The sequence below is a fragment of the Bradyrhizobium sp. F1.13.3 genome (genome assembly GCF_040548265.1).
GTDB lineage: Bacteria > Pseudomonadota > Alphaproteobacteria > Rhizobiales > Xanthobacteraceae > Bradyrhizobium.
The window spans coordinates 215389-240025 of the sequence record NZ_JBEPRI010000011.1; the positions used below are offsets into that span (position 1 = coordinate 215389).

The following is a 24637-nucleotide window of genomic DNA, read 5'->3' on the forward strand; positions in this document are numbered from 1 at the left end:
CGATGACCATACCCGTACTGGAAACTAAATACGTCTTGACCGTCACCGCACGCATCGGCGACGTCGTCACCGCCGGCGAGACCGGCATCGGCATTCGCCGCATCATCCCGATCATCGGCGGCGAGGTGACGGGCGCGATCACCGGCAAGGTGCTGCCGTTCGGCGCCGACTTCCAGACCATCCGCCCGAACGAGCTGATAGATCTCGAAGCGAAGTACGCGTTCGAAACCGACGACGGCGCCATCGTCTATGTCGAGAACAAGGGCATGCGCTTCGGCCCGGTCGAGCTGTTGCAAAAGCTCAAACGCGGCGAGCCGGTCGACCCGAAGCAAATCTATTTCCGCACCGTGCCGAGGTTCGAGACCGGGCACGAGAAGTACCGCTGGCTGATGGAGCACATTTTTGTGGGCTCAGCAGCGCGGCATGCGGATCGCGTCGTGATCGACGTGCATCAGGTGATGTGAGAACACAGGCCTTAGGGTCAAGTCGGCGCCACATACTCCGCTCGTCGTCCCGGCGAAGGCCGGGACCCATACCGCGGAATCCATCGATTGCGGATGGTCTGAGCACTTAACGACTGTCGTCGCCAAACTTCTCCCGGTGGATTATGGGTCCCGGCCTTCGCCGGGACGACATAGTATCTTGGAGCAAGGCTCTACCGACCCTGAACTGCCCTTCCCTCCTTGACTCCCCCTGAATTCGTTATACAACATAACTATTCTGACAAGGACGCAAATGACACAGGGAAACGCCGAGACCGCTGACGCGGGCGCCTCCGGGCTTTTGAGGATCGAGCGGGCGGACCGGGTTTTGACCGTCGGTCTGAATCGGCCGGCCAAGCGCAATGCACTCAACGACGGCATCATCCTGGAAATCGGCGAGTGTTTTGCGTCACTGCCCGAGGATATCGGCGCGGTCGTCATCCATGGCATCGGCGACCATTTTTCCAGCGGTCTCGACCTCTCCGAACTGACCGACCATGATGCCACCGGCGGCCTGCTGCATTCGCAGATGTGGCACCGGGTGTTCGACCGCATCCAGTACAGCCGGGTGCCCGTGATCGCGGCGCTGAGGGGCGCCGTGATCGGCGGCGGGCTGGAGCTCGCCTGTGCGGCACATATCCGCGTCGCAGAACCCTCGACCTATTTCGCGCTGCCGGAGGGGCAGCGCGGCATCTTCGTCGGTGGCGGCGGTTCGGTGCGCCTGCCGCGGCTGATCGGTGTCGCCAGGATGATGGACATGATGCTGACCGGCCGCGTCTATTCCGCGACCGAAGGCACCTCCTACGGCTTTGCGCAATATGTCACGGAAGCCGGCAACGGACTCGGCAAGGCGATGGAGCTTGCGACCAAGGTCGCCTCCAACGCGCCGCTGACGAATTTCGCCGTGCTCCAAGCCCTGCCGATGATCGCGGAGGCCAATCCGCAGACCGGCCTGTTGATGGAATCGCTGATGGCGACGGTGGCGCAGAGCGACAAGGAAGCAAAACGCAGGATCCGCGAGTTCCTCGAGCACAAGACCGCAAAGGTAAAGCCGAAATCATGAGCGCGCAGCCGTCGTCCTCTTCCAGCATGGAGCGCGGCGCGAGCACTTCCCCGCTGCGGCCCATTTCGTTCGGCGATCCCGTCGTCAACATCGAGCGGCGCGACGACGGCACGATTTATCTGCGGCCCAAACAGCCGCTCGGCGATTATCCGACCCGCATCACCGACCGCCTGCATCACTGGGCGAGCGCGACGCCGGATCGCGTCTTCATGGCCGAGCGCGAAGGTGGCCGCTTCTGGCGCAAGATCAGCTACGCCGAGCTGCTCGCCGCGAGCCGGCACATCGCCTCAGGGCTCATTGCGCGCGGATTGTCGGCGGAGCGGCCGGTCGTCATCCTCTCCGGCAATTCGATCGACCACGCATTGCTGGCGTTCGGAGCGTTCTATGCCGGCATTCCGTTCTGCCCGGTGTCGCCGGCTTATTCGCTGGTATCGAAGGATTACGGCAAGCTCTCCTATCTGATGAAGCTGCTGACGCCCGGCCTCGTCTTCGCCGAAGATGCCGACAAATTCGCCGATGCGCTCGCCGCCAACGTCTCGCTCGGCACCGAGATCGCCGCATCCTACGGGCGCGTGCCGGGCCGCGACGTCACCTTGCTCGCCGACCTCATGGCGACGCCGATCCGCGGCGATCTGGACGAGGTCCACGGCAAGATCGGCCCCGATACCGTCGCGAAATTCCTGCTGACCTCGGGCTCGACCGGCAACCCGAAGGCGGTCATCAATACCCAGCGCATGATCTGCGCCAACCAGGTGATGCTGCGCGAGACGCTCGCCTTCCTCAAGGACGAGCCGCCCGTCATTATCGACTGGCTGCCCTGGAATCACACTTTTGGCGGCAACCACAATATCGGGCTGACGCTCTACAATGGCGGCTCGATGTATCTCGATGCCGGCAAGCCGGTGCCTGGAGGCATCGAGGAAACGGTGCGCAATCTCCAGGAGATATCGCCGACAGTTTATTTCAACGTGCCCAAGGGCTACGAGTCGCTGCTGCCTTATCTGCGCGACGACCAGGGCCTGCGCGCGAAATTCTTCGACCGGCTGCACGCGATGTTCTTCTCGGGCGCGGCTCTGTCGCCGTTCGTCTGGAACAGCCTCGACGAGCTCGCGGTGAAGGAAAAAGGCTACCGCGTGCCGATGCTGACAGGCCTTGGCGCAACCGAGACCGCGCCGTTCTTCATGTCGGTCAACCCGCGCACCAGCCGCTCCGGCCATGTCGGGCTTCCCGTATCCGGCAACGATGCCAAGCTGGTGCCGAACAACGGCAAAATGGAAGTTCGTTGCAAGGGGCCGAACGTGATGCCCGGCTACTGGCGCCAGCCCGACATCACCGCACAATCGTTCGACGAAGAAGGCTTCTACAAGCTGGGCGATGCGCTCAAGCCTGTCGATCCCGACGATCTCAACGCCGGCTTCGATTTCGACGGCCGCATCGGTGAGGATTTCAAGCTCGGCAGCGGCACCTGGGTCAGCGTCGGCCCGTTGCGCGCGCGCTTCGTTGCGGCCTGCGCACCGCTGGTGCGCGACGTCGTCATCGCCGGCATCAACCGTGACGAGGTCTCCGCGCTCGTCGTGCTCGATCTCGACGGCTGCCGGCTGATCAACCCGACGCTGCCGACCGACGACCTCGTCGTCGCGACCCGCGACCGGCTGGTGCGCGAGGCATTTCGCGAACGGCTGACCCGCTTTCTCGGCGCGGCCACGGGATCCTCGACGCGGATCACGCGCGCGATCCTCATGGACACGCCGCTCTCGATCGACAAGGGCGAGGTAACCGACAAGGGCTCGATCAACCAGCGCGCGGTGCTCGAGCATCGCAGCCTGCTGATCGAGGAGCTCTACGCTGCCAATCCATCGGACCGTGTGATATCGGTCGGGTAAGAAATATCGCACCAGGGAGAACGCCATGTTGTTGAAGGATCAGGCTGTCATCGTCACCGGCGGCGCGTCGGGACTTGGTGCGGCGACTGCGCGAAAGCTGGCGGCGCAAGGCGCCAAGGTCGCGGTGTTCGATCTCAATGCCAAGCTCGCCGAGACTGTTGCCGCCGAGATCAAGGGCGTCGCGGTGGCTTGCGACGTCTCCGATGCCGCTTCGGCGGAAGCTGCGATCGCGCAGGCGACCAAGGCCCATGGACCCGCGCGCGTGCTGGTCAATTGCGCCGGCATCGGCGTAGCCAAGCGCGTCGTCGGCCGCGACGGCCCGATGGCGCTCGCCGATTTCGACAAGGTGATCAAGGTCAATCTGATCGGGACCTTCAACATGCTGCGCCTTGCCGCAAACGAGATGTCCAAGCTCGAGCCGCAGGCGACCGGCGAGCGCGGCGTCATCATCAACACGGCTTCCGTTGCCGCTTATGACGGCCAGATCGGGCAATCGGCCTATTCGGCCTCAAAGGGCGGCATCGTTGGCATGACGCTGCCGATCGCGCGCGAGCTGGCGCAGTTCGGCGTCCGCGTGCTGACGATCGCGCCCGGCCTGTTCCTCACGCCGCTGCTCGCCAACCTGCCGCAGGAAGCCCAGGACTCGCTCGCCGCCGCGATCCCGTTCCCGCGCCGGCTCGGCCACGCCGACGAGTTCGCGGCGCTCGCCCTGCACATGGTCGAGAATTCGTACCTGAACGGCGAAGTGGTGCGCCTCGACGGCTCGCTGCGCATGGCGCCGAAATAGGACGCGGCCTATGTTCGTGAACCGGCGCGACGTCCAGATCCAGTGGGGTGACTGTGACCCCGCCAACATCGTCTATTACCCGCGCTATTTCGCGATGTTCGACGATTCGACGTCGACCCTGTTCGAAGTCGCCGGGTTCTCCAAGCAGGACCTGGTCCGCAAATACGGCTTGGTGGGCATTCCCATGGTCGACACCCGCGCCAAGTTCTACATCCCCTCGACTTATGGCGACTGGATCACCATCGAAACCAAGGTCGAGAGCATCAAGCGCTCGAGTTTCGAGGTGAAGCACAGCGTCTACAAGGGCGAGGCGCTGGCGCTCGAGGGTTTCGAGACCCGCGTCCTGGTCGGCCGCGACCCCGTTAACCCCGACAAACTGAAATCGGCACCGTTTCCTGCGGAAATGGTAGCCAAATTCACGGGGAGCGATGCCCGGAGCTAAATCGCCACATCACCAAAAGAGGGGGCTGAATTACCCCCCGATTTCTGCTTTCAAAGAAACACATAAAGGGAGGAATAGATGAAACGCTTTTACCTGACCGCCGCCGTCACCGCGGCCGCGCTTGCGCTGCCGGCCGTGCCCGCGCTGGCCCAGACCGCCGAGGTCACCATCGGCATCACCACCACCACGACCGGCCCGGGCGCAGCGCTGGGGATTCCCGAGCGCAATGCGCTGGAGTTCGTGCCGAAGGAGATCGGCGGCGTGCCGCTGAAGGTGATCGTGCTCGACGACGGCGGCGATCCCACCACCGCGACCACCAACGCCCGCCGCTTCGTGACCGAATCCAAGGCCGATATCATCATGGGCTCGGCGCTGACGCCGCCGACCATCGCGGTGTCCAACGTCGCCAACGAAGCCGGCATTCCGCATTTCGGCCTGGCGCCGTTCCCGATCACGCCGGAGCGCATGAAGTGGTCGGTGGCGATGCCGCAGCCGATCCCGATCGTGGGCAAGGTGCTGTACGACCACATGAAGGCCAAGGGCGTGAAGACGGTCGGCTATATCGGCTATTCCGACTCCTATGGCGACCTCTGGTTCAACGATTTGAAGGCGCAGGGCGTGCCGATGGGCATGACCATCGCCGACGAGGAGCGCTTCGCTCGTCCCGACACGTCGGTGACCGGACAGGTGCTGAAGCTCGTGGCTGCGAATCCCGACGCCATTCTGGTCGGCGCTTCCGGTACCGCGGCCGCGCTGCCGCAGACCGAGCTGCGCGAGCGCGGCTATCAGGGCCTGATCTACCAGACCCACGGCGCCGCCAGCATGGACTTCATCCGCATCGCCGGCAAAGCGGCGGAAGGCGTGCTGATGGCCTCTGGTCCCGTCATGGATCCCGAGGATCAGCCGGACGAAGCCGCCACCAAGAAGCCGGGCCTCGCGCTCAACTCGGCCTATGAAGCCAAGTACGGCCCGAACAGCCGCAGCCAGTTCGCCGGTCACTCTTACGATGCGTTCGAGATTCTCAAACGCATTATCCCGACGGCACTCAAGACGGCGAAGCCCGGCACGCCGGAATTCCGCGAAGCGATCCGCCAGGCGCTGCTGTCGGAGAAGGAGCTTGCGGCGAGCCAGGGCGTCTACAATTTCACCGAAAAGGACCGCTACGGCCTCGACGAGCGCTCGCGGATTTTGCTCACGGTGAAGAACGGCAAGTACATGCTGGTGAAATAGACGCAGCGGCAGGATTGAGACGACGAGAGCCGGCCCGATGGGCCGGCTCTTTCTTTTGGCTCCTAGAATGGCATTGCCATATTATCGTCATGGCCGGGCTCGTCCCGGCCATCCACGCCTTGCCATACGGCGCGAAGAACGTGGATGCCCGGGACGAGCCCGGGCATGACGAAGAGAATACGCCGCGTTCCTACGCCGCCTGTCGCAGCGGGGTCCAGGCGAACTCCGGATAGTAATTGTCCATCATCCGGTCGACATAGGCGGTGAGGTTCGGAAATCCCTCGGCGCGACGGCGCAGTGCGGATTCGAAGAACGGCGTCAGGATGCCGGCGAGTGCACCGAAGGCGGTGGCATCGACGCCGCAGGGCTTGTTGCCCATCAGATAGGACTTGTCGCCGAGTTGCACCGAGAGCGCAAACAGCGAGCGCACGGCGAGATCGACGTCGTCATCGGGCGCGTGCCGTCCGAGTCCGGAGAGCAGGTAGTTCTCGGCGACACGGAATTGCGCGTCCTCGCGCAACTTCTCGCGATTGTGCTCCGGCGCGCCGTCGAAGAAATGCGCAGGCCCCTTGGCGAAGTTGACCGGGTCGACCCAGCGCGCCCCGACCAGCGCAAAATAAACGTGATGCTCGATCATACGCTCGAATGCCCAAGCTTGTGCGCGCTCGGCAAGCGACAGGCCGGCGTCGAAATCGAAGCCATAGCGGCGCTCGATATGGGCGCGGATGAAGGTGGAATCGGCCACCGCCTCACCGCCATCGTCGATGAAAGGCAGCTGTCCCTTGGGAGAGGCGGGCGGCATCGCCCGCTCCTTACGGTAGGGCAATCCCGCCATCTTGAGCTGCACCTCGGTCTTGGTGACGAAGGGGCTGATTTCCGGCAGGCCGAAGCCGGTGCCAAAGCCGTAAAGCGTGATCATGAAGGCTCTCCTGAAAACGACCGAAAGAGTTGAGGGAACTTAACCGCGGGCTGCTGCCACCATGGTGGCAGCAGCCGTGATATCTTCTGCGAAACGGGCCCCCCGCCAGGCGCGGGCCATGACATGATGGACCAACGCGTCCGCGGCCTCGACCAGGAAGCGGGCCACCGCGGTCGCGAGCGCAAGGCGGAGGTCGACGACCATGAGATCAAGCGATACGAGGCGGCCGCACACCCATGCGTACCAAGCTCGGACTTGCAAACGCAGGACTTGCAAACGCAGGACTTGCAGAGGCTGGACCCTTAAAGGCTGGGTCCGCCACAGCGCCGCGGCCGGGCCGAAATGAGTTGGAATGATCATGGACAAATCCTCTTCAGTCGACGTGTTGACCCGGTATAGAACTCCCCTGCTGCCAACATCCTGTCAGCAGCCGCGCGCCGCCTTGTGAAAAAACCACCGACAAGAGACCCGTCATGAGACGCGCCGACCGGCTGTTTCAAATCATCCAGGTGCTGAGGCGCACGCGTAAGCCGCTGACGGCGGACGCCATCGCGGCCGAGCTCGAGACCTCGAAGCGCACGATCTATCGCGACATCGCCACGCTGATCGGCCAGCGCGTGCCGATCCGCGGTGAAGCCGGCATGGGCTACATCCTGGAAAAGGGTTTTGACCTGCCGCCTTTGATGCTGACACCCGACGAGATCGAGGCGGCGGTGCTGGGCGCGCAATGGGTCGCCGGCCATGCCGATCCCGCGCTGGCGCGCGCGGCTGAAGACTTGATGGCCAAGATCGCCGACACTGTCCCCGAGCGCCTGCGCCCCTTCGTGCTGGAGCCGGCAAGCCGGGCCCGGCCGAGCTGGAACAGGGAGCCGGACCGCCTGGACATGGCCCGCACGCGCACCCAGATCCACGAAGGCAAGAAGATCATGCTGCGCTATCGCGACGAACAGGGCCGCGCCAGCGAGCGCATGATCTGGCCGATTTCGATCGGCTATCTCGAAGCCGTGCGCCTGCTCGCGGCCTGGTGCGAGCTGCGCGGCGACTTCCGCAGCTTCCGCACCGACCGCGTGGTGGATGCGAGCTATCCCGACGAGAGATATCCTGAAAGGCGCGACGTGCTGCGCGCGAAATGGCGGCAGAGCCTGGTCTGGGGCCCGCCCAAGGATACCTGAAGGACACGTGACGATGGACGAGAACGCCCCCATCGACCTGTCGAGCTGCTGCCAGAGTTGCGGCGCCTGCTGCGGCTATTCGGCGAACTGGCCGCGCTTCTCGATCGAGAGCGACGAGGAGCTTGCCGGCATTCCCGAAGCGCTCGTCAACGACCGTCAATCCGGCATGCGCTGTGAAGGCGATCGCTGTTCGGCGTTGCAGGGAGAGATCGGACAAGCGACCGCGTGCGGCATCTACGCAGTGCGGCCGGAGGTGTGCCGCACATGCATGCCGGGCGATGCCGAATGCGCCATGGCGCGGCGGAAATTCGGACTGCCAATTATCGCGAGCGTTTAGGCGGGGACGGCTTCGCTGATCTCGTCGTCGATCTCGTCGTCCAGCGGCGCGAGCACCGAGAGCGGCTTGGTCGACAGCGTGATCGGCTTGCGGCCACCGGACAGCGACGGCGAGGATTTCGCCGCGCCTTCGCGCGCAAGCGCGTAGAGCGTCGAACCGACACGGCCGCCGTTCTCGATCAGGTCGCGCTCGTTGCAGCTGCCAGCGATCGCGACCGCCAGCGAGTGCAGATGGCTGCGGCGATAGCAGAACAGCGCCAGCCTGGCGCGCGCGTCAGGGGAAACACTTTCAACCAGCCTCGGCAGGCCACTCTCGCTGGCGCGGTACATCTCGCCAAGGAGTTCGTCGCGGACCGGGCACGAATCGCCTTCAAAGGTATCGCGGCTTGAAAACATTGCAGTTCTCCCTCTTGTGGGAAGATGCAGTGCAATTCTCTAACGAAAGGTTAACCACGCGGCCCGGTAGTCACCCGGGGTCCTTGCGCCCTGGCAGCGAATCAATGGCCGGAAATGCCTCCACAGCGTCATGGCCGGGCTTGTCCCGGCCATCCACGGAAGCCGAGAGGCGCAAAGAACGTGGATGCCCGGGCCTTCGCCTCGCCGAAGCGGCTTCGGCCGCGCAGGCGGGACAAGCCCGGGCATGACGACCTCTTGTGGACGCCGATGGACGACTACCTACGCCGAGACCGCCGTCCTTCAGTTCGCCGCCATGAAGATGGAGAGGCCGAAGCCGGTCAGATGGTGCAGGGCCTGGTCGACACCGATCAGGGTCCAGAACCAGGGATGCGCAAGATCGACACCGAAATTGGCCGAGACCAGGCCCTTGGCGCGGTCGATCGTGATGTGGATCACGAAGTCGATCAACGCCACAAACCAGAATTTCGGCGCCACGATCAGGATCAGCGGAAGCGCAACCGCAAGGTGAACCAGGCAGTGCACCAGGAGCGGCAGGGCCCAGCCGTGCTTCTGGTCCTTGCCGTGCGCCATCCAGGCAGTCTGGAGCACGAAATCGGCGATGATGTGCTTGAACGTGAGCAGCAACATCCAACCAATGAGGGCTTCGACCGGAACTGCCGATGACAGGGGTGGAAACGACAAGGCGCCCTCATTGACGTGACAAGAAGAATTGGAGCGTTCAGCGCAATCTCTTCCTGGACCGGTCAAATCGCCGGGACGTGCGATTTATGACATCTCCCGCGACGGAATGCAGCCGGGGGGAACCGGAAAATCGCCAACTGTGGCTAACCGGTGATAGGATGACCAATCGCCACGGCCGAGCTGAGTAAGGTTACCTTCGGCTCGGAATTTGCTTTCCGCAGCCTGCGCGCTATCATTGCCGGTAGAGAATATCTTTCTTTTTTCAGACGTTTACGAATTACAGGGCGACCGCAGCGATCACATCCGCGATGCCGCCCGCCACCGGAATCATAAGGCCAGAGTGCTGCCATGAGTACTGAGGGCCCTACCTCATCGCCGATCGAGCCACCGCCCCGGCGACCCAAGGTGATCAAGACCAACCAGCAGCAGGTCTTCCTCTACGTCGTGCTGACCCTGCTGTTGTCGCTTGCCACCGTCTGGGGCGGCCGCATGCTGGTGCACAATTCGGAGACGCTGACCTTTGCCGTCGGCGCCCCCAACAGCGACGAGGCGCTGTTCGCAGCCAAGCTCGCCGCGGTCCTGAAGAACAACGCCTCGCGCTTTCGGATCAAGATCGTCAACAACGCCGACAACGCCAAGGCGATCGCCCAGTTCGATCGCAAACAGGCCGACCTCGCGGTGCTTCGCACCGACGCCAAGGTGCCGTTGCGGGCACGCACGCTCGCGATCCTCGAGCACGATCTCGTGCTGCTGCTCGGGCCCGGAAACAAGAAGATCAAGTCGCTCGCCGAGCTGAAGAAGAAGAAGGTCGCCGTCCTCGCCGACAACGAATCCTCGCTCGCCTTCGTCCGCGGCATCCTCGACATTCCCGACGGTGCGGACGCGGCGAAGATCCAGATGGCGCCGCAGGGCGCAACGCTCGACAAGCTGTTCGCGCCGGCAAGCGGCTTTGGCGCGGTCGTCGCCATCGTCCACGCCTCGCGGGCGGTGCGGGACAAGGCGTATGAGCAGGTCGCCAGGCGCGGCGGCTTCACACTGAACGCGATCGACGAGGCGAAAGTGCTGGCGCGCAAGATCCCCGGCATTTCCAGCGAGACACTGACGGCGGGCATGCTGTCCGCATCACCGGAAATTCCCGACGACGATCTCGACACGATCGGGCTCGAATGGTTGCTGGTCGTCCAATCCAGGATGTCGCCGACGGCGGCCGGGGATCTCGCGCGCATCGTCTACGAGAACAAGTCCGCGCTCGGGCTCGACGGCGGCTTTGCCAGCAGAATCGAGCCCGCGTCCGTCGAGAAGGACGCCTTCGTGATCGCGCATCAAGGGGCGGCCGACTACATCAACGACGACACCAAGTCGTTCATGGATAAGTACAGCGACCTGATGTATCTGGGCGCTGCCGCGCTCAGCGTCATCGGCTCGATCTTCGCCGCGATCTACGCCAAGATCACCCGGATCGCGCCGGAGAAGGCCAGCGAGCTCGCCACCGCGATCCTCGACGTCGGCGAGCGGATCGAACACGCTCATTCGCTGGACCAGCTCGAATGTCTCCAGGACGAGCTGGAAGGCATCTTGCGTGGCGCCGTCATCGGCTTGCGAGACGGCACGATCAGTAGCGACGGGCTCGACACATTCAAGCTCGGCTACGAATTCGTCCGCGACGAGATCGGCATGCGCCGCGACTACCTCAAGCGCCATGCGGGCGAGAGCGGGAAGGCCGCTCACGATGTGGCCCCTCCCCAGCACGACGAGAGCAATGTCGTGGTGGTGAAGACAGCTCAGAGTGCCTGACCTGTCGGTTTGAGGGTCTGCGGCGACGCCTTGCCGGCACGTCCGCGGGCGACCGGGCTTTAGTCCGGGAACCGTGCTCGTCCACAACCGTTTGCTCCCGGGTACAACCGGAGACCGCGCGATGCGTGCACTCCTCATCATCTTCCTGCTGGGCATGCTGGCGGCGGTAGGCTATTTCGCCTATTCCGCGATGGCGGTCGACGGCGAGCCGATCCCGACGGAAGGCTATGTGGCGCTGGCGCTGGGAGCCGGATTTTCCGTTCTTGTCGGCATCGGCTTGATGGTGCTGCTGTTCTTCAGCAGCCGTCGCGGCTACGACGAACCGCCGCATTTCAAGTAGCGGCGCGTGGCCCGTGGCCGCGCCTGTCGTTGACGGCCTCGGCCCGGGCAGGCACTTTGGCACCGAGGTTCCAGCCGGGGACCGCAAAGACAAAACCGAGCCGCCGTCCCGCATGTCCAAGCCGCTGATCTCCGCTCTGGCCCAGTTCGCGGCCGCCACGGCCGGCCGCAACATGACCAGGGCGGCCTATGTGGCAGTCGGCGTCGGCGTGCTCGGCATGATGCTCCTGACGGTCAATCCGGCCTATGAGACGGCGCATCGCTGGGTCGATGCCCTGCTTTGGACCTGCCTCGTCTACTTCGTGTTCGAATGGGTGGTCCGGCTGCGCCATATGGCGCGACAGGGGCGCCTTGCACTCTACATGTCGTCCTCCGCCGGGCTGGTCGACGCGGTCGGAGCGTTGGCCGTGCCGGCCGCGCTGATTCTGGGGATCGAGCCGAGGACGGCGTGGCTGCTCAGTGTGCTCTGGGTCCTGAAGGTGGTGCCGGGGATTCCCGGCCTGCGGCAGCTCCGCCGGGTGCTGGTGCTGGAATCGGGGCCGCTGCTCAGCGTGCTCGTGATCTTCCTGATGGTGGTCTTCCTGGCCTCGGTCGCCGAATATTTCCTGGAACGGGACGTGCAGCCGCAGACGTTTGGCAGCGTCCCGGCCGCGCTGTGGTGGGCCGTCGCTACCCTGACGACGACGGGCTATGGCGACGTCGTGCCGGTGACGCCGCTGGGCCGCATGGTGGCGGCGCTGGTGATGATCTCCGGCCTCGGTGTGTTCGGCCTCTGGACCGGTATTTTGGCGACCGGCTTTGCCGCGGAGACCCGGCGCGACAATTTCCTCAAGACCTGGGAATCCGTCAGCAAGGTGCCGTTCTTCGCGGCGCTCGGACCGGCGGCCATCGCCGACGTCACCCACATGCTGCGCACCATGGAGCTGCCGGCGCGCACCATGATCATCCGCAAGGGTGCGCAGGGCGACTGCATGTATTTCATCGCCGCCGGCGAGGTCGAGGTCGACCTGCCCGGCAAGAAGGTGCGGCTCGGCGATGGCGCGTTCTTCGGCGAGATGGCCTTGCTCGGCAACAATTTGCGCGGCGCCAATGTCTCGACCACTAAGGTGTCGCGGCTTCTTGTGCTCGACCTCGTCGACTTTCGCGTGCTGATGGCGCGGCATCCCGATCTCGCCGAAACCATCGATGCCGAGGCGAAGCGGCGCACGCTCGAAAACAAATGATGGCGACAAGCAAGTAAATGGAGACACGAATGTCGGACTCAGCCGACGCAGCCACTGGCCCGGTGCTCGAACTCATTGGCGCACGCGCCACCATCCGCCTCAACCGGCCCAAACATCTCAACCGGCTTCAGGCCGAGGATCTCGGCGAGCTGGTCAAGCTGTTCGACCGGGTCGAGGCCGATCCTGATATCCGCGTGCTGGTACTGACAGGCACGGGGCGCGCCTTCTCCGCGGGCTATGACCTCAACTCCGTTGCCGAGCGCGCGGTCAGCGCGAGCGAGCAGCAGAGCGCGGGCTCGGCCTTCGAGGTGGTCGTCAACCGGCTGGAGGATCTCGGCGTATCCACGATCTGCCGGCTCAACGGCGGCGTCTATGGCGGCTCGACCGACCTCGCGCTCGCCTGCGATTTCCGCATCGGCGTCGACACCGCCGAGATGTTCATGCCTGCGGCCCGGCTCGGCCTGCACTATTACAGCAGCGGCATCAAACGCTATGTGACGCGGCTCGGCGTCGACAATGCGAAGAAGCTGTTCCTGACCGCGCAAAAGATCAGCGCGCCGGAGATGCTGCGGATCGGCTATCTCACCGATATGGTGGCGGTCGAGTTTCTGGACGAGGAGGTCGATAAGCTCGCCAACATCCTCGCCGGCAACGCGCCGCAGGCGATGCGCGGCATGAAGCGCGCCATCAATGAATTCGCCCGCGGCGAACTCGACGAGCAAGCCGCCGACCAGCGTCACCGCGACAGCATGCGCGGCGACGAAATCAAGGAAGGCATCCAGGCGTTCGCGGAAAAGCGGCCGCCGCGGTTTTGAGGGAGATGGACATTATTGCGCAACAGCGCGCCACACCCTCGGTGTCGGTCCTAGTGCGCCTTACCCACCAGCCGCCGCAGCATGCTGCGCCGCCATCTCATCATCCGCCGCGTTGATGCGTTGGAATGCGGGCCGCACCGTCATGCGTTCGGCATAGCGGACGAACACGTCCTTCTTCGGCACAATACCGAACATCATCGTCCAGCTGAACGCGACGCCCCACAACACATCTGCGGCCGTCATGCGCTCGCCGAGCAGATACGGCCCCTTCGACAGCTGCGCCTCGAGCGCACCGAGCATGGTGTCATAGTCGGCATAGGGCGATTGCGTAATCGGTGCCGGCTCGCGCTGCATGAACTTGTCGATCAGGGCCGGTTCGAACGAAGCACCGTAATAGGCGATCCAGCGCAGATAAGGGCCGCGCAACGGATCGTTCAGCGCGGGCGTCAGCCCGGCCTCCGGAAACAAATCGGCGAGATAGATGGTGATCGCGACCTGCTCGGTCACGAGCTGCCCGCGGTGGTGGATCGCCGGCACCTTGCCGAGCGGGTTGATGGCGAGGTAGGCCGGCTGGCGCTGCTCGCCGGCCTTCATGTTGAGGACGTGAAGATCATAGGGCGCCCCCAGCTCCTCCAGCAGCACCCGCGTGCCGGTGGCGCGGCTTTGCGGCGAATAATACAGCGTGATGCGGTTCGGATCGGTCATGGCAGGTCTCCATCTGGCCGGCTGGCGATGGCGTTGTAGCGGATCATACCTGACATCCTGTGTCAGGTATGGTTTAAAGGATCATGCGCGCGAGCCGGATGCTGTCGATCCTCACCACCCTCCAGGCCAAGGGGCAGGTCACCGCGCCTGAACTCGCGGAGGCCTGCGAAGTCTCGGTGCGCACGATCTACCGCGACATCGACGCGCTCGCGGCGTCGGGCGTGCCTGTCTATGCCGACCGCGGCGCGGAGGGCGGCTATCGCCTGCTCGACGGTTATCGCGTGCGGCTGAACGGTCTGTCGCAGAGCGAGGCGGAAGCGCTGTTTCTGGCGGGATTGCCGGGCCCGGCGGCGGCGTTCGGGCTGGATGCGGCGATGATCGCCGCACAGAACAAGCTGATGGCCGCGCTGCCCGCCAATTTGCGCGAAGACGCCGGACGGATGCAGGAGCGTTTTCACCTCGACGCGCCGGGCTGGTTCGGCGAGGCGGAACAACCAAGGCACCTGCGCACCATCGCCGGCGCGACCCTGCGCGGGACATTGATCAAGATCCGCTACCAGAGCTGGCGCGCCGAGAGGCAGCGCCGCGTCGCGCCGCTCGGTCTCGTGCTGAAAGGTGGCAGCTGGTATCTCGCAGGTCTGGTCGACGGCAGCGTGCGGACCTATCGCGTCGCGCGCGTGCTCGACTGCACCGCGCTCGACGATCGCTGTGAGCGGCCCGCCGGCTTCGATCTCGCCGGCTATTGGCGGGACGCAACGCTGCGTCTCGAGGCGGAGATGCATCCCAATGTCGCGATCGTTCGGCTGTCGCCCTTCGGCGTGAAACTGCTCGATGCACTGAGCCAGCCTTACGTCAGGGCGCGGACGCAGTTCGAAGAGACCGCAGATGCAGACAGCTGGCGCATTGCCAGAGTGCCGACCGGCAAGACGTCATGGCATGCCGCGGCCGAATTGTTGCGGCTCGGGCCAGAGGCCGAAGTGCTGGAGCCGGCCGATCTGCGCGAGAAGATGGCCGAGCTGACGGAGGCGATGGCCGTGCGCTATCACGCGGCGCGGAAAACAGGACGGCGGCGCAATCCGCCGCGAGCGACGAAACACTCCTGAAACACGATTCTCCCCGCGCCGCGTGAACGCATCCGCGTTTCGGCTCGACCGAGATGCAGGGACACAACAACGGCCCCTGCGCCACACTGGAGAATGAAGATGTTTCGTAAGCTTGCACTTGGTCTGATCGCCGCCGGTTCGCTCGGCGTTGCCGCTCTCGCCCCGACCGCCGCGTCGGCCCACGGCTTCCACCATCACTGGGGTCACGGCTGGGGCTTTGGCGGCGTCTATGTCAACAGCGGCGTCAACAATTGCTATCAGGAGCGCGTCGTCCAGACCCGCCACGGCCTGCGCGTCCGCGTCGTGAACGTCTGCGCGTACGGGATCTACTGATATCTCGCATTCACGACAAAGCCCCGATCGCACCGCGATCGGGGCCTTTGCGCGTCAAATTTTTTCCACTAGCCGGCCTGTCTATGCCGCCGAAACCAGGCCCAGGTCTCACGCGTCGTCCTGATGTAGCCGCGGCCACGATGGACGATTTCGCCGTCGACGATCCCGTTCAGCTTCGGCAGCGCGTGGAACGGGATCGAGGGATAAGCGTGGTGCTCGACATGGTAGGGCATGTTCCACGCGATCCATTTGACGATTGCGCCGGTGTAGGTGGTGCGAGTGTTCTGGAACGCGCTGCGGGTGCGCTCGCAGCCGGTGTGCTCCGCATAGAGATAGGGCCGCAAGAAGAACTGCCCAATGATCAGTGGCACGATCCAGACCCAGAGCAGCAGCGCCGACGAGAACCACAACGACAGCACGAGCAGCGCGACATAGAATCCGGCATAGACGCGCGCCTCGGTCACGATGACCGCACGCTTGTTTTCCGGGATCCAGGGCACGGTGACCTTACCACTGATGGCATGGCCGAGCATCAGCCAGAGACGGCCGGCGACCTGCAGCACGCCGCTATAGGCGAGCGCGAGCTGGGTGTCGGATTTCGGTTTGACGCCGACGACCAGCTCGGGGTCCTTGTCCGGATCCTGGGTGTAGCGATGATGGTCCCAGTGAAACAGGCAGTAATATTCGTAAGGCAATCCGATGACGAAACCCGAGAGATAGCCAACCACGAGATTGAGGCCGCGGCTTTTGAACGCGGTCTTGTGCGCGGTCTCGTGCACGGCCATGAACAGGAAGGCGACGAGATAGCCCTGCACCGCCATCAGCGGCAACGCCCAAAAGACACCCCAGGTCGAAGAGACCCTACAGATCAGCGCGCCGACCAGTACAACCAGGCCGTAATGGCTGAGGCTTTGCGCGGCACCCCTGAGATTGGAGCGCACCGACAATTCGCGCAGCATCGCCGGCGTCAGCGGCTTCAAGCGATGGCTGGACTCTGAAATCGTTGCGTCGCTCATGATCGGATGTCTGCCCTACTTGCCGAGAAGCTCTGCGATCTCGGCCTTGATGAAAGCCCGATCGCGCGGATTGTTGACGGGGTTGCCGGCGCGATGGCCATGCAGCGACGGGATCGGATGCAGCACCGCAGAACGCGCGTTGACCAGCCGGCCGAGTTCGTCCTCGTTGTCGCGAACGTCGAAATAGCGATCGGTCGCGCCCGGCATCAGCAGCATGTGCCCCTTGATCGCACCGAGCGCGCGATCGAAATCGCCGTCGAAGGTCGTGCAGCGACTGATATCGCCATTCTGCCAGATGCCGATCTGCGCCAGGAGATCGTTGGCATCGCGCCGGGCAAACGCCGCGTCCCAGGTGCGGACGAGATAGTCGTCCAGCGAGGTGAAGCCTGCTTCGCGCCAGATCTCGTCGCGATAGAAGCCGTGCGACATCGCCCAACCCGCGTAGACGCGCCCCATGGCGCGATAGCCTGCGACGGGCTTCTCGACGAAGCGGCCGTCGCGGAAGGCCGGATCTGCCGTCAGCGCGGCCTTCACGCTTTCCAGGAAGACGTAATTATAGGGCGCGCAACGGGCACTGCCGCAGACGACGGCCGCCCGCTCGACCATATCGGGATGCAGCGCCGCCCAGTGATAGGCCTGCATGCCGCCCATCGACCAGCCATAGACCAGGGCAAGCTTCGAGATGCCGAACTGCTCGGCAAGCAACCGATGCTGGACCGCAATGGCATCGTGATAGGTCGGGATCGGGAATGGCGCGGCGCTATTCGACGGCGAGGACGACAGGCCGTTACCGAACAGGTTCGGGATCACGATGAAGTAGCGTGTGGGGTCGAGCACGCCGTCGGGGCCGATCAGCCACTCGGTGTCGGTGTGCTGCGCGCTGAACGAGGTCGGGTAGAGAATGACGTTGTCCTTGTCCGGACTGAGCGTGCCGTAGGTCTTGTAGGCGAGCTTGAGCGAAGGGACGACGGCCCCGGACCGGAGCGTGACGTCGCCGGCCTCGAAGATCTCGTAGTCGCGCCCTGCCGTCATGGACCGAACTCCCGCTCACGCGACAAGCGCGCCGCGGAAACAGCGATGCATCGATCATGCCGGTCCCGCAGACGCATCATTGCGTCACGCTTAATAACTGTACTTATAGTCCATTTATTGTGAATCAGCAAGATAAATCCGGTCGCAAGCCGGCTCAGGCGATGGCGGCCAGATAGCGCGCGACAGAGGCCGCGAATGCGGCCTTGGCGCCTGCTGCGATGTCGCGACCCCACCAGGCACCGTAGATGCGGTCGAACGCCAGCGGCTCGACGGCCGCCGCAATCCGTCGCACCGCGGCGGCATTGAGCGGCATGTAGTTCGGATAGGAGTACATGAAACTGACGAAGCGGCGATCCATCGTCACCTGCGCGATATCGCCGGCGAGCAGCGCACCCCTGCTGTCCGCACCGCGCGCATAGTGCAGTATGGTGGCGCCGGGGAAATGACCGCCGGTGCGCAACAGCAGCAAATCGTCGGAGATGCGATGGCTTGCGGCGGTCCAGTGCACGATGGACGCATACGGACGCGTCACCCATTGGCGATCATCGGCGTGCAAATAGACCGGCACCCCGCCGAACGCCTCGCTCCAGTCGGCGAGCGCGCCATAGTAATGCGGATGCGAGATCGCAATCGCCTTCAGGCCACCGCGTGACCGCACATGCGCGATCGCCTCCGGCGTCGCCAGCGGTACGCAGTCCCACATCAGGCAGCCGTCCGCGAGCGGCACCAGCAGCGCCCGCTGACCGATGGCAAAGCTTGGCTCGAGTGCGATCCCAGTCAGGCCGAGATCGTCGCGCCAGACGATGCGGTGACGTTTCGAGAGCGCCTCGCGCGTGAGGAAAGTCTGCCCCTTCCAGCCGACGAATTGCCGTTCGTCCTCGCAGATCGGACAGGACGCGGGGGGATTTTTGCCATCCGGGAATTGCGCGCCGCAGGTTTCGCAGGTCCAGAGGGGCATGCCCTACTCCCGACAGAGACGATCCAGCGTCAATAAGGAATTGCTGGCCATGACTGCAAGGCCCACGGTCGGCCAGACCTGCGTGCGGACGGCCCCGGAACCTGTCGCAATGATCATTCCACGGTGATCCAGGACCTGTCTCCGTTCGTTCCCAGACCCACAGGTCGCTTGTCGAGGCGCTATGATCGCTGCTATCCGAGCTTTAGATGCGCCAATCCGGGCGAAGGCTGGTTTTCCCCGGAGGCTTGAAGCGCGGCTGTCGACTGGCACGAGCAAAGGGCCGAACACAAAGGTGGATTGGGCTGATCTGATCGGACGCGTCGCCTCGACCCGGGACCGGGAGGCCTTCAAGCGCCTATTCGAGCATTTCGCGCCGCGCATCAAGGGACTGATGCTGAAGGCCGGGTGCAGTTCGGACGAGGCGGAGGAGATTGCTCAAAATACCATGATCGCCGTCTGGCGGAAGGCAGGCCAGTTCGATCCTGCGACGGCCGGGGCCGCGGCATGGATATTCACCATCGCGCGCAACTTGCGCATCGATTTGTTCCGCAGCAGGACGCGGGCAGACCGCCTGCGGGGCACCTCTGAGCTTCTCGAGACGCCGGATCCCGCCGAGCCCGCGGATGCCGTCATGTCCCGGGTGCAGGATGCCGCGCGGATCAATGCGGCCGTCAAGCAGCTCTCGATGGAGCAATCCATGGTGGTGAGGTTGTCGTTCATCGAGGAGAGGCCGCACCCGGAAATCGCGAGCCTGCTCGGCATTCCGCTCGGAACGGTGAAGTCGCGGATCAGGCTGGCGATGAACCGCCTGAGAGACATATTGGACGAAGAAGCATGACGATCAGCCATCATCCACCGGAAGATCTTCTGGCCGACTTTGCGGCCGGCAGGTTGGAAGAAGCCCATCAATTGGTGGTGGGGGTGCATGTTGCCGGTTGCGCACGGTGCGGCCGGTTCGTGCAGGCCATCGAGCAACTTGGCGGCTTGGCGCTTGAAGATGTCGAGCCGGTGCCGGTCGCATCGGATGCGTTCGAGCAGGTGATGTCACGCATTCACGAGGCTCCTGAAAAACGAGCGGCGCCGACTGCCGAGGTCGCTCGCGGCAACGAGCAGGATGTTCCGGCGGCGCTGCGAAACTACCGCATCGGCAAGCGCAGGCGCATCGCTCCGGGTCTGAGCATGCGGCCGATCGAGTTGTCCGGTTCGGGGACGGCGCGGGCCTTTCTGCTTCGCTCCGCTCCGGGGAGCCGCATGCTCGAACACACGCACACCGGCACCGAACTGACCCTCGTGCTCGAGGGCAGCTTCAGCCACGAGGGCGGCCGGTTTGGTCCGGGTGATTTCGACTATGGCGACGACGAGGTCGATCATCGGCCTGTGGTGGGCGACGAGGGCCCATGTGTTTGCCTTGTCGCAATGACGGGCGACCTGCGCATGAACGGCCTGCTCGGCAGGCTGATCGGGCCATTCGTGCGGCTTTGATCCGTTCGCCTCCTCCTTCCGCCGGGTGATCCGAACGCGAGCCCGGAGCGTTTCGAAGGAAACGCAAGGGGAGACAGGCCATGGCCGGTTTAAGCCTGACACGACAGGCGCAGAGCGAAACATTGCCCGAACTGCTGGCATGCGTTTCGGCGGGCGACACCCGGGCCTTCGCAGCGCTGCATATGCTGACACGGAGCAGGCTGCGCAGGACTGCGCTCGCCGTCGGAACTCCGCCCCACGACATCGAGGACATTCTTCAGGAAACCTATCTGAAGATCTGGCGCAACGCTTGTCGGTTCGACAGCGGCCGCGCTTCGGCGATGACCTGGATGTCAGCCATCGCCCGGAATACCGCCATCGACCATCTGCGGGTCAGAAGACTGCCGACTCACGAGCTGGACGAGGCGCTTCTGATTCCGACAAGTGCTGATCAGCCGGCGATGGACGATTTCGACTACGCCCGCGCCGAACCGATCGCACGCAGCGTGCTGGCTCGTTTGCCGGAAGACCGCCGCAGGCTGGTGGCGCTGGCCTATCTCGAGGGTGAGAGCCGCGCGAGCTTGTCGCGGCGCTTCGGTGTGCCGGTCGGCACCATCAAGACCTGGCTGCACCGAACCCTTCTGGCGGTACGCAAGGACTGCCTCGCCGCATCCGCTGCAGCCTGACGCGGGCGAGGAACCCGCGGGTGCCCGCAGAGATCATCGAATTTCCCAACCGAGGACACCAGGACCCGCTGGTGTCCTCCGTTGCGAGACTCGAGCAGATGGTGAGAGAGGTCGAGCATCTGGCAGCGGACCAGTCCGCGGAAGGTCTCGATCATTTGCTCGCTGTCATGGAGCGCTTCGGCGATCGTCTGGTCGATCTTGCGCACCTCGTGCTTGACGACGATGCCAGGCGGAGTGTCCAGATCGCATTCACGTCGCTCTCCGACAAGATCGCGGTGACCCGAGACGCCTTTGACGAGTGCGATGGAGCGACAGATCTCTGAATTCGGCGCGACGCTCTCCCATTCGACGCCATGAAATCAGCTCTGCGACTGATCTTAATTGAGACGGAGCAACGAGATGTTCAGCAAGGTCGCAAAACCCACCCAGCCGGCGTAGGGAATGAAAAGCGTCGCTGCCAACCGATCGTTCGCCCATTGACGCCAGACAAAGGCAAGGATCGCGGCGAACAGCGCAACAATGACGCCGAGCGCCACGTCCATGCGATGAAGCGAAAAGAAGATGGGAGACCATGCAAAATTCAGGATCATCTGCAGGCCCCATAATCTCATCGTCGTTCCGCGCGGCTCCGCCTCGAAGGTGCGGAAGCCCGCCACGGCGATCATCAGGAACAGAGCCGTCCAGACCGGCGCGAAGACCGCATCCGGCGGATTGAAAGATGGCTTGTTGAGCGCCGCGTACCACGCTCCCGGACGGTTCAGAACCCCGATCAGAATCCCCGCAGCAGGGACCAGAAACAGGAAAGCGGCGCATCGGTACCACCTGCCAGCCTTACGATCGCCATCTTGCCGCAGCGCTCCGTTGTGCGTCCCATCCATGATCAATGCGCCATTCGTTGAGCGACGAGAAATCCGGTCCAGGCGCTGACACCGGCGAGGAAGGATCCCCAGCACACGTCCGCAACAGTGAGCCCCGTCGACCAATTCCTCAGCGTTGCCTGGTTGGTCAGATCGTAGGTCGCATAAGTGAAGCAGCCCAGCATCACGCCGGACGTGAAGGCGCGCAGAGCGCCGCCATCCTGCTGAGACGGCAGCACCGCGAACCAGATCAGGCCGACGGGATACGCCAGATAAAATACTGCCGCGGCTGCGAGGTCGGGCTCCGAGCGCAACATGTCGCCCAGCACCGGCCGGTAAAGCCTCTCAACCATGGTCTTGAGCCAGATCATGTCGAGCGCGACGAAGGTCGCAGCGACCGACAGATACGTAAAGAGCAGGCTCATGTCCGGTCTCCTCTCCGGTGGTGTCGCAACCGGCATGGCAAAGGCAACGCCTGGAAACGACGTGAGCCCTTCGCTGGATCACGTTGCGCCCTCGTTCCGCCTTGCCGCGCAACCTTGTCAGGCCCTTGAACCAGATCGTGCGGCGCGGGAGTTCCGATCATTCCGGCGCCTTCTTGGGCGCTCGTGGAAAGAAAGCGCTGGTGCGTGCCTGATAGTCTCGATACCGGCGGCCGCGGGATCGAAGCATCTGAGCTTCGAGCGGGGGAATTCCGGTCACGTGCACGAGTATCCAGTACATGATCGCCGGCGCGATCAGGCTCGCCCAGCCCCATGCGTAGCCCGGCGACAGTGCGATGACCGGGTAGGCCAGCCATCCGAGCCATTCGAAGAAGTAATTCGGATGACGCGACCAGCGCCAAAGCCCGACATCGCAGACCAGGCCCGAATTTGCCTTGTTGCGTTTGAAGCCTCGCAATTGCTCGTCGGCGATCGCCTCGCCTGCAACGGCCGCAAGCATGATGGCGGCGCCAACATAGTCCTGAACGCCCAGGGCAGCCCGTGGCGCGTGTGCAGCCAGGAAGACAGCGAATGGCAGCGGCACCGAGGCGAAGGCCTGCGACTGCAGGAACGCGAACATGCGAAGCGGCGCCTGTGAGCCCCATTCCTGCGCATAGCTCGCATATCGCGGATCGTCGATACCCGCCGCGGCGCGCCGGGCGATATGCGTCCCGAGCCTCACCGACCAAAGCAGCACGAGCCCGCCCGCGAGCATCTGGCGCATCGGCAGCGCCTCGCCAAACGGCAAAAGGGCCGCCACCGCCCCAACGAGGCCGACGGAGTAGGTCCAGATCGTATCGACCCACCCGGAATTGCCGGTTCGCTGCTGAACGATCCAGGCCAGCCCCATCAACAGCGAAAGCGCGAGAGCGATGCCGGCGACGATCAGTATTTGCAGGAAATCCATGCCTCACCATACGCAAACTCGGATCCTTACGTCCGCCCCAGGCCCCGGTTTCACGGGTGATCCACGCTGTCCGCTGGAACGTTTCCTCAGGCGTGTGTGGACGGGTCAGCTATGAGAGCTGTCCTGAGCCGGCGACGAACGACATTGGCCCGAAACCGGATGTTCCGGCCGTCGCTGGTGGTATTGGGGGGCGACAAAGCATGCGTTTGGCGGTGATCGGGACGGGAATTGCCGGCAATGCCGCCGCATGGCTCCTGTCCGAACGTCATGCCGTGACCGTCTACGAGCGCGAATTGCGGCCGGGTGGACACAGTCATACAGTACGGGTTGACTACGATGGCGAAGAGATCGACGTCGACATCGGCTTCATCGTGTTCAACGAGCCGAACTACCCGGAATTGACGTCTCTGTTCGCGCACCTGGGTGTGAAGACCGAGGAGACATGCATGAGCTTCGCGATGTCGGCCGACCATGGCCGATTTGAATGGCGGGGTGGCGGCGAGACCTTCCTGCAGGTCGCCTCCGGCCTGTTTGCCCAGCCGCGCAACCTCTTCTCCCCGTCGTATTTTCGCATGCTGGCCGAGGTCCGACGCTTCAACAAGGAAAGCGTCTCCGACTTGCGGGCTGGCCGGCTCCAGAACCTGACACTCGGCGAATATCTGCGCCAGGGAGCGTTCAGCCCGCGCCTGTTCAGCGATTATCTGGGACCGATGGGAGCCGCCATCTGGTCGTCGCCCTCAGCCGAGATCCTCGCCTTTCCCGCGGAAAACTTCATCGCGTTTTTCGACAATCACCGGCTGCTGCATCTGGATCGGCCGCTCTGGCGGACCGTCCAGGGAGGCAGCCGGCGCTATGTCGAGAAGCTCACGGCCAGGTTCAAGTCCAGCATCCGGCTCGGCTGCGCTGTGACGTCGATCCATCGCACCGAGCACGGGGTGACGATCGGCGACAGTCACGGCAATCAGGACTCCTACGACGCTGTCGTGATGGCCTGTCACAGCGATCAGGCCCTGGCGATGTTGTCGGATGCCGACCCACGCGAGAGATCCATTCTCGGCGCGATCCGCTACGCTCCAAACACGGCCTATCTGCACCGCGACCTCAACCTCATGCCGAAACGCCGCAATGCATGGGCATCCTGGAACTTCTTGCGATGGCGACGCGAAACGCCTGCCCAGAACGATGTCGCGGTGACCTACTGGATGAACCGGCTGCAGGGCATCGACGACAGCAAGCCGCTATTCGTCAGCCTCAATCCCCCTTTTGAGCCGGCGCCTCATCTCACTTTCGGCAAGTTCACATTCGCGCATCCACAATATGACGCGGGCGCGTTTGCCGCGCAGAGGAACCTCCCGCAAATCCAGGGACGCCGCCGCACCTGGTTTTGCGGCGCGTGGACCGGCTACGGATTCCACGAGGATGGCCTGCGCTCCGGCATCGCCGTCGCCGAGGCACTTGGCAGTTCGATGCCGTGGCGACAGTCCGGCGCGTTGCTGGCCCAGGCTGCCGAGTAG

General features: G+C 64.0%; 30 protein-coding genes. 19 read left to right on the top strand and 11 right to left on the bottom strand.

What is annotated here, in order from left to right; genetic code table 11:
* Window positions 1-2: 2 nt before the first annotated feature.
* The 6 genes from ABIB66_RS27600 (at window position 3) to ABIB66_RS27625 (ending at window position 5887) form a co-directional block, all read left to right on the top strand.
* The gene (locus tag ABIB66_RS27600; protein ID WP_354209525.1) at window positions 3-464 is read left to right on the top strand and encodes a DUF3237 domain-containing protein; all 462 of its coding nucleotides are present in this window, start codon (window positions 3-5) and stop codon (window positions 462-464) included.
* A gap of 271 nt (window positions 465-735) precedes the next feature.
* Complete coding sequence (locus ABIB66_RS27605) at window positions 736-1545, top strand: crotonase/enoyl-CoA hydratase family protein (RefSeq protein ID WP_247283469.1); 810 nt, start codon at window positions 736-738, stop codon at window positions 1543-1545.
* On the top strand, window positions 1542-3428 hold the full coding sequence (locus ABIB66_RS27610) for a feruloyl-CoA synthase (RefSeq protein ID WP_354062916.1): 1887 nt from the start codon (window positions 1542-1544) through the stop codon (window positions 3426-3428). Before ABIB66_RS27605 ends, ABIB66_RS27610 begins: the two co-directional genes overlap by 4 nt.
* A gap of 25 nt (window positions 3429-3453) precedes the next feature.
* Entirely contained in the window at window positions 3454-4215 is a 762-nt protein-coding gene (locus ABIB66_RS27615) for an SDR family NAD(P)-dependent oxidoreductase (protein WP_354209527.1), read from the top strand.
* A gap of 10 nt (window positions 4216-4225) precedes the next feature.
* Complete coding sequence (locus ABIB66_RS27620) at window positions 4226-4657, top strand: acyl-CoA thioesterase (protein WP_275172339.1); 432 nt, start codon at window positions 4226-4228, stop codon at window positions 4655-4657.
* 78 nt (window positions 4658-4735) lie between these two features.
* Window positions 4736-5887 carry an ABC transporter substrate-binding protein gene (locus ABIB66_RS27625; protein WP_354209528.1) on the top strand — a complete coding sequence of 384 codons (1152 nt, stop codon included), beginning with the start codon at window positions 4736-4738 and terminating at the stop codon, window positions 5885-5887.
* A gap of 190 nt (window positions 5888-6077) precedes the next feature.
* On the opposite strand, the gene ABIB66_RS27630 is transcribed toward ABIB66_RS27625, so the two are convergent.
* Window positions 6078-6806, bottom strand: coding sequence for a glutathione S-transferase family protein (locus tag ABIB66_RS27630; RefSeq protein ID WP_354209529.1), 729 nt, complete (start codon window positions 6804-6806; stop codon window positions 6078-6080).
* Window positions 6807-6845: 39 nt separating this feature from the next.
* Window positions 6846-7166, bottom strand: a complete 321-nt coding sequence (locus tag ABIB66_RS27635; protein ID WP_354209530.1) for a hypothetical protein — start codon at window positions 7164-7166, stop codon at window positions 6846-6848.
* A gap of 113 nt (window positions 7167-7279) precedes the next feature.
* On the opposite strand from ABIB66_RS27635, the gene ABIB66_RS27640 reads away from it, so the two are divergent.
* The gene (locus ABIB66_RS27640) at window positions 7280-7978 is read left to right on the top strand and encodes a helix-turn-helix transcriptional regulator (RefSeq protein ID WP_007599649.1); all 699 of its coding nucleotides are present in this window, start codon (window positions 7280-7282) and stop codon (window positions 7976-7978) included.
* Window positions 7979-7991: 13 nt separating this feature from the next.
* Window positions 7992-8315, top strand: a complete 324-nt coding sequence (locus ABIB66_RS27645) for a YkgJ family cysteine cluster protein (RefSeq protein ID WP_354256223.1) — start codon at window positions 7992-7994, stop codon at window positions 8313-8315.
* On the opposite strand, the gene ABIB66_RS27650 is transcribed toward ABIB66_RS27645, so the two are convergent.
* Both ABIB66_RS27650 and ABIB66_RS27655 read right to left on the bottom strand, forming a co-directional pair.
* A complete protein-coding gene (locus ABIB66_RS27650) occupies window positions 8312-8710 on the bottom strand; it encodes a hypothetical protein (protein WP_007599645.1) in 399 nt (132 codons plus the stop codon). The genes ABIB66_RS27645 and ABIB66_RS27650 overlap by 4 nt on opposite strands.
* A 300-nt stretch (window positions 8711-9010) precedes the next feature.
* Window positions 9011-9358 (bottom strand): DUF3307 domain-containing protein, encoded by a 348-nt coding sequence (locus ABIB66_RS27655; protein ID WP_018458457.1) that lies wholly within the window; start codon window positions 9356-9358, stop codon window positions 9011-9013.
* A 402-nt stretch (window positions 9359-9760) separates the two neighbouring features.
* Between ABIB66_RS27655 and ABIB66_RS27660 the strand changes: the two genes are divergently transcribed.
* The 4 genes from ABIB66_RS27660 (at window position 9761) to ABIB66_RS27675 (ending at window position 13583) form a co-directional block, all read left to right on the top strand.
* Window positions 9761-11206, top strand: coding sequence for a type 2 periplasmic-binding domain-containing protein (locus ABIB66_RS27660; protein ID WP_275172344.1), 1446 nt, complete (start codon window positions 9761-9763; stop codon window positions 11204-11206).
* Between the two features lie 121 nt (window positions 11207-11327).
* Window positions 11328-11546: a hypothetical protein gene (locus ABIB66_RS27665; protein ID WP_354062908.1), complete on the top strand. Its 219-nt coding sequence runs from the start codon at window positions 11328-11330 to the stop codon at window positions 11544-11546.
* A 112-nt stretch (window positions 11547-11658) separates the two neighbouring features.
* Window positions 11659-12768 (top strand): cyclic nucleotide-gated ion channel, encoded by a 1110-nt coding sequence (locus ABIB66_RS27670; RefSeq protein WP_354209532.1) that lies wholly within the window; start codon window positions 11659-11661, stop codon window positions 12766-12768.
* 29 nt (window positions 12769-12797) lie between these two features.
* A complete protein-coding gene (locus tag ABIB66_RS27675; RefSeq protein WP_354256227.1) occupies window positions 12798-13583 on the top strand; it encodes an enoyl-CoA hydratase/isomerase family protein in 786 nt (261 codons plus the stop codon).
* Between the two features lie 60 nt (window positions 13584-13643).
* On the opposite strand, the gene ABIB66_RS27680 is transcribed toward ABIB66_RS27675, so the two are convergent.
* Window positions 13644-14288, bottom strand: a complete 645-nt coding sequence (locus ABIB66_RS27680) for a glutathione S-transferase family protein (RefSeq protein WP_354209534.1) — start codon at window positions 14286-14288, stop codon at window positions 13644-13646.
* Between the two features lie 83 nt (window positions 14289-14371).
* Here ABIB66_RS27680 and ABIB66_RS27685 point away from each other — a divergent pair, with 83 nt between their 5' ends.
* Window positions 14372-15391, top strand: coding sequence for a helix-turn-helix transcriptional regulator (locus ABIB66_RS27685; protein ID WP_354256230.1), 1020 nt, complete (start codon window positions 14372-14374; stop codon window positions 15389-15391).
* Between the two features lie 99 nt (window positions 15392-15490).
* A complete protein-coding gene (locus tag ABIB66_RS27690) occupies window positions 15491-15724 on the top strand; it encodes a hypothetical protein (RefSeq protein ID WP_018459448.1) in 234 nt (77 codons plus the stop codon).
* A 68-nt stretch (window positions 15725-15792) separates the two neighbouring features.
* Here the strand turns inward: ABIB66_RS27690 and ABIB66_RS27695 are convergent, their stop codons facing one another.
* From ABIB66_RS27695 to ABIB66_RS27705, 3 genes are all read right to left on the bottom strand, one after another.
* Window positions 15793-16740: a fatty acid desaturase gene (locus ABIB66_RS27695; RefSeq protein ID WP_354209536.1), complete on the bottom strand. Its 948-nt coding sequence runs from the start codon at window positions 16738-16740 to the stop codon at window positions 15793-15795.
* Between the two features lie 15 nt (window positions 16741-16755).
* Complete coding sequence (locus ABIB66_RS27700; RefSeq protein WP_354209537.1) at window positions 16756-17772, bottom strand: alpha/beta fold hydrolase; 1017 nt, start codon at window positions 17770-17772, stop codon at window positions 16756-16758.
* Between the two features lie 154 nt (window positions 17773-17926).
* Complete coding sequence (locus ABIB66_RS27705) at window positions 17927-18730, bottom strand: MBL fold metallo-hydrolase (protein WP_354209538.1); 804 nt, start codon at window positions 18728-18730, stop codon at window positions 17927-17929.
* A gap of 292 nt (window positions 18731-19022) precedes the next feature.
* Between ABIB66_RS27705 and ABIB66_RS27710 the strand changes: the two genes are divergently transcribed.
* From ABIB66_RS27710 to ABIB66_RS27725, 4 genes are all read left to right on the top strand, one after another.
* Window positions 19023-19568 (top strand): sigma-70 family RNA polymerase sigma factor, encoded by a 546-nt coding sequence (locus ABIB66_RS27710; RefSeq protein WP_354209539.1) that lies wholly within the window; start codon window positions 19023-19025, stop codon window positions 19566-19568.
* Window positions 19565-20212, top strand: coding sequence for a ChrR family anti-sigma-E factor (locus tag ABIB66_RS27715; protein WP_354209540.1), 648 nt, complete (start codon window positions 19565-19567; stop codon window positions 20210-20212). Before ABIB66_RS27710 ends, ABIB66_RS27715 begins: the two co-directional genes overlap by 4 nt.
* A gap of 80 nt (window positions 20213-20292) precedes the next feature.
* Window positions 20293-20877: an RNA polymerase sigma factor gene (locus ABIB66_RS27720; protein ID WP_354209541.1), complete on the top strand. Its 585-nt coding sequence runs from the start codon at window positions 20293-20295 to the stop codon at window positions 20875-20877.
* 20 nt (window positions 20878-20897) lie between these two features.
* Window positions 20898-21200: a hypothetical protein gene (locus ABIB66_RS27725; RefSeq protein ID WP_354209542.1), complete on the top strand. Its 303-nt coding sequence runs from the start codon at window positions 20898-20900 to the stop codon at window positions 21198-21200.
* A gap of 54 nt (window positions 21201-21254) precedes the next feature.
* Here the strand turns inward: ABIB66_RS27725 and ABIB66_RS27730 are convergent, their stop codons facing one another.
* The 3 genes from ABIB66_RS27730 to ABIB66_RS27740 form a co-directional block, all read right to left on the bottom strand.
* A complete protein-coding gene (locus tag ABIB66_RS27730) occupies window positions 21255-21830 on the bottom strand; it encodes a TspO/MBR family protein (RefSeq protein ID WP_354256233.1) in 576 nt (191 codons plus the stop codon).
* Window positions 21758-22159, bottom strand: a complete 402-nt coding sequence (locus ABIB66_RS27735; protein WP_275172357.1) for a DUF2177 family protein — start codon at window positions 22157-22159, stop codon at window positions 21758-21760. The genes ABIB66_RS27730 and ABIB66_RS27735 overlap by 73 nt, the downstream gene beginning before the upstream one ends.
* A gap of 157 nt (window positions 22160-22316) precedes the next feature.
* On the bottom strand, window positions 22317-23123 hold the full coding sequence (locus tag ABIB66_RS27740) for a DUF1295 domain-containing protein (protein ID WP_354209543.1): 807 nt from the start codon (window positions 23121-23123) through the stop codon (window positions 22317-22319).
* 200 nt (window positions 23124-23323) lie between these two features.
* On the opposite strand from ABIB66_RS27740, the gene ABIB66_RS27745 reads away from it, so the two are divergent.
* A complete protein-coding gene (locus tag ABIB66_RS27745) occupies window positions 23324-24637 on the top strand; it encodes an NAD(P)/FAD-dependent oxidoreductase (protein ID WP_354209544.1) in 1314 nt (437 codons plus the stop codon).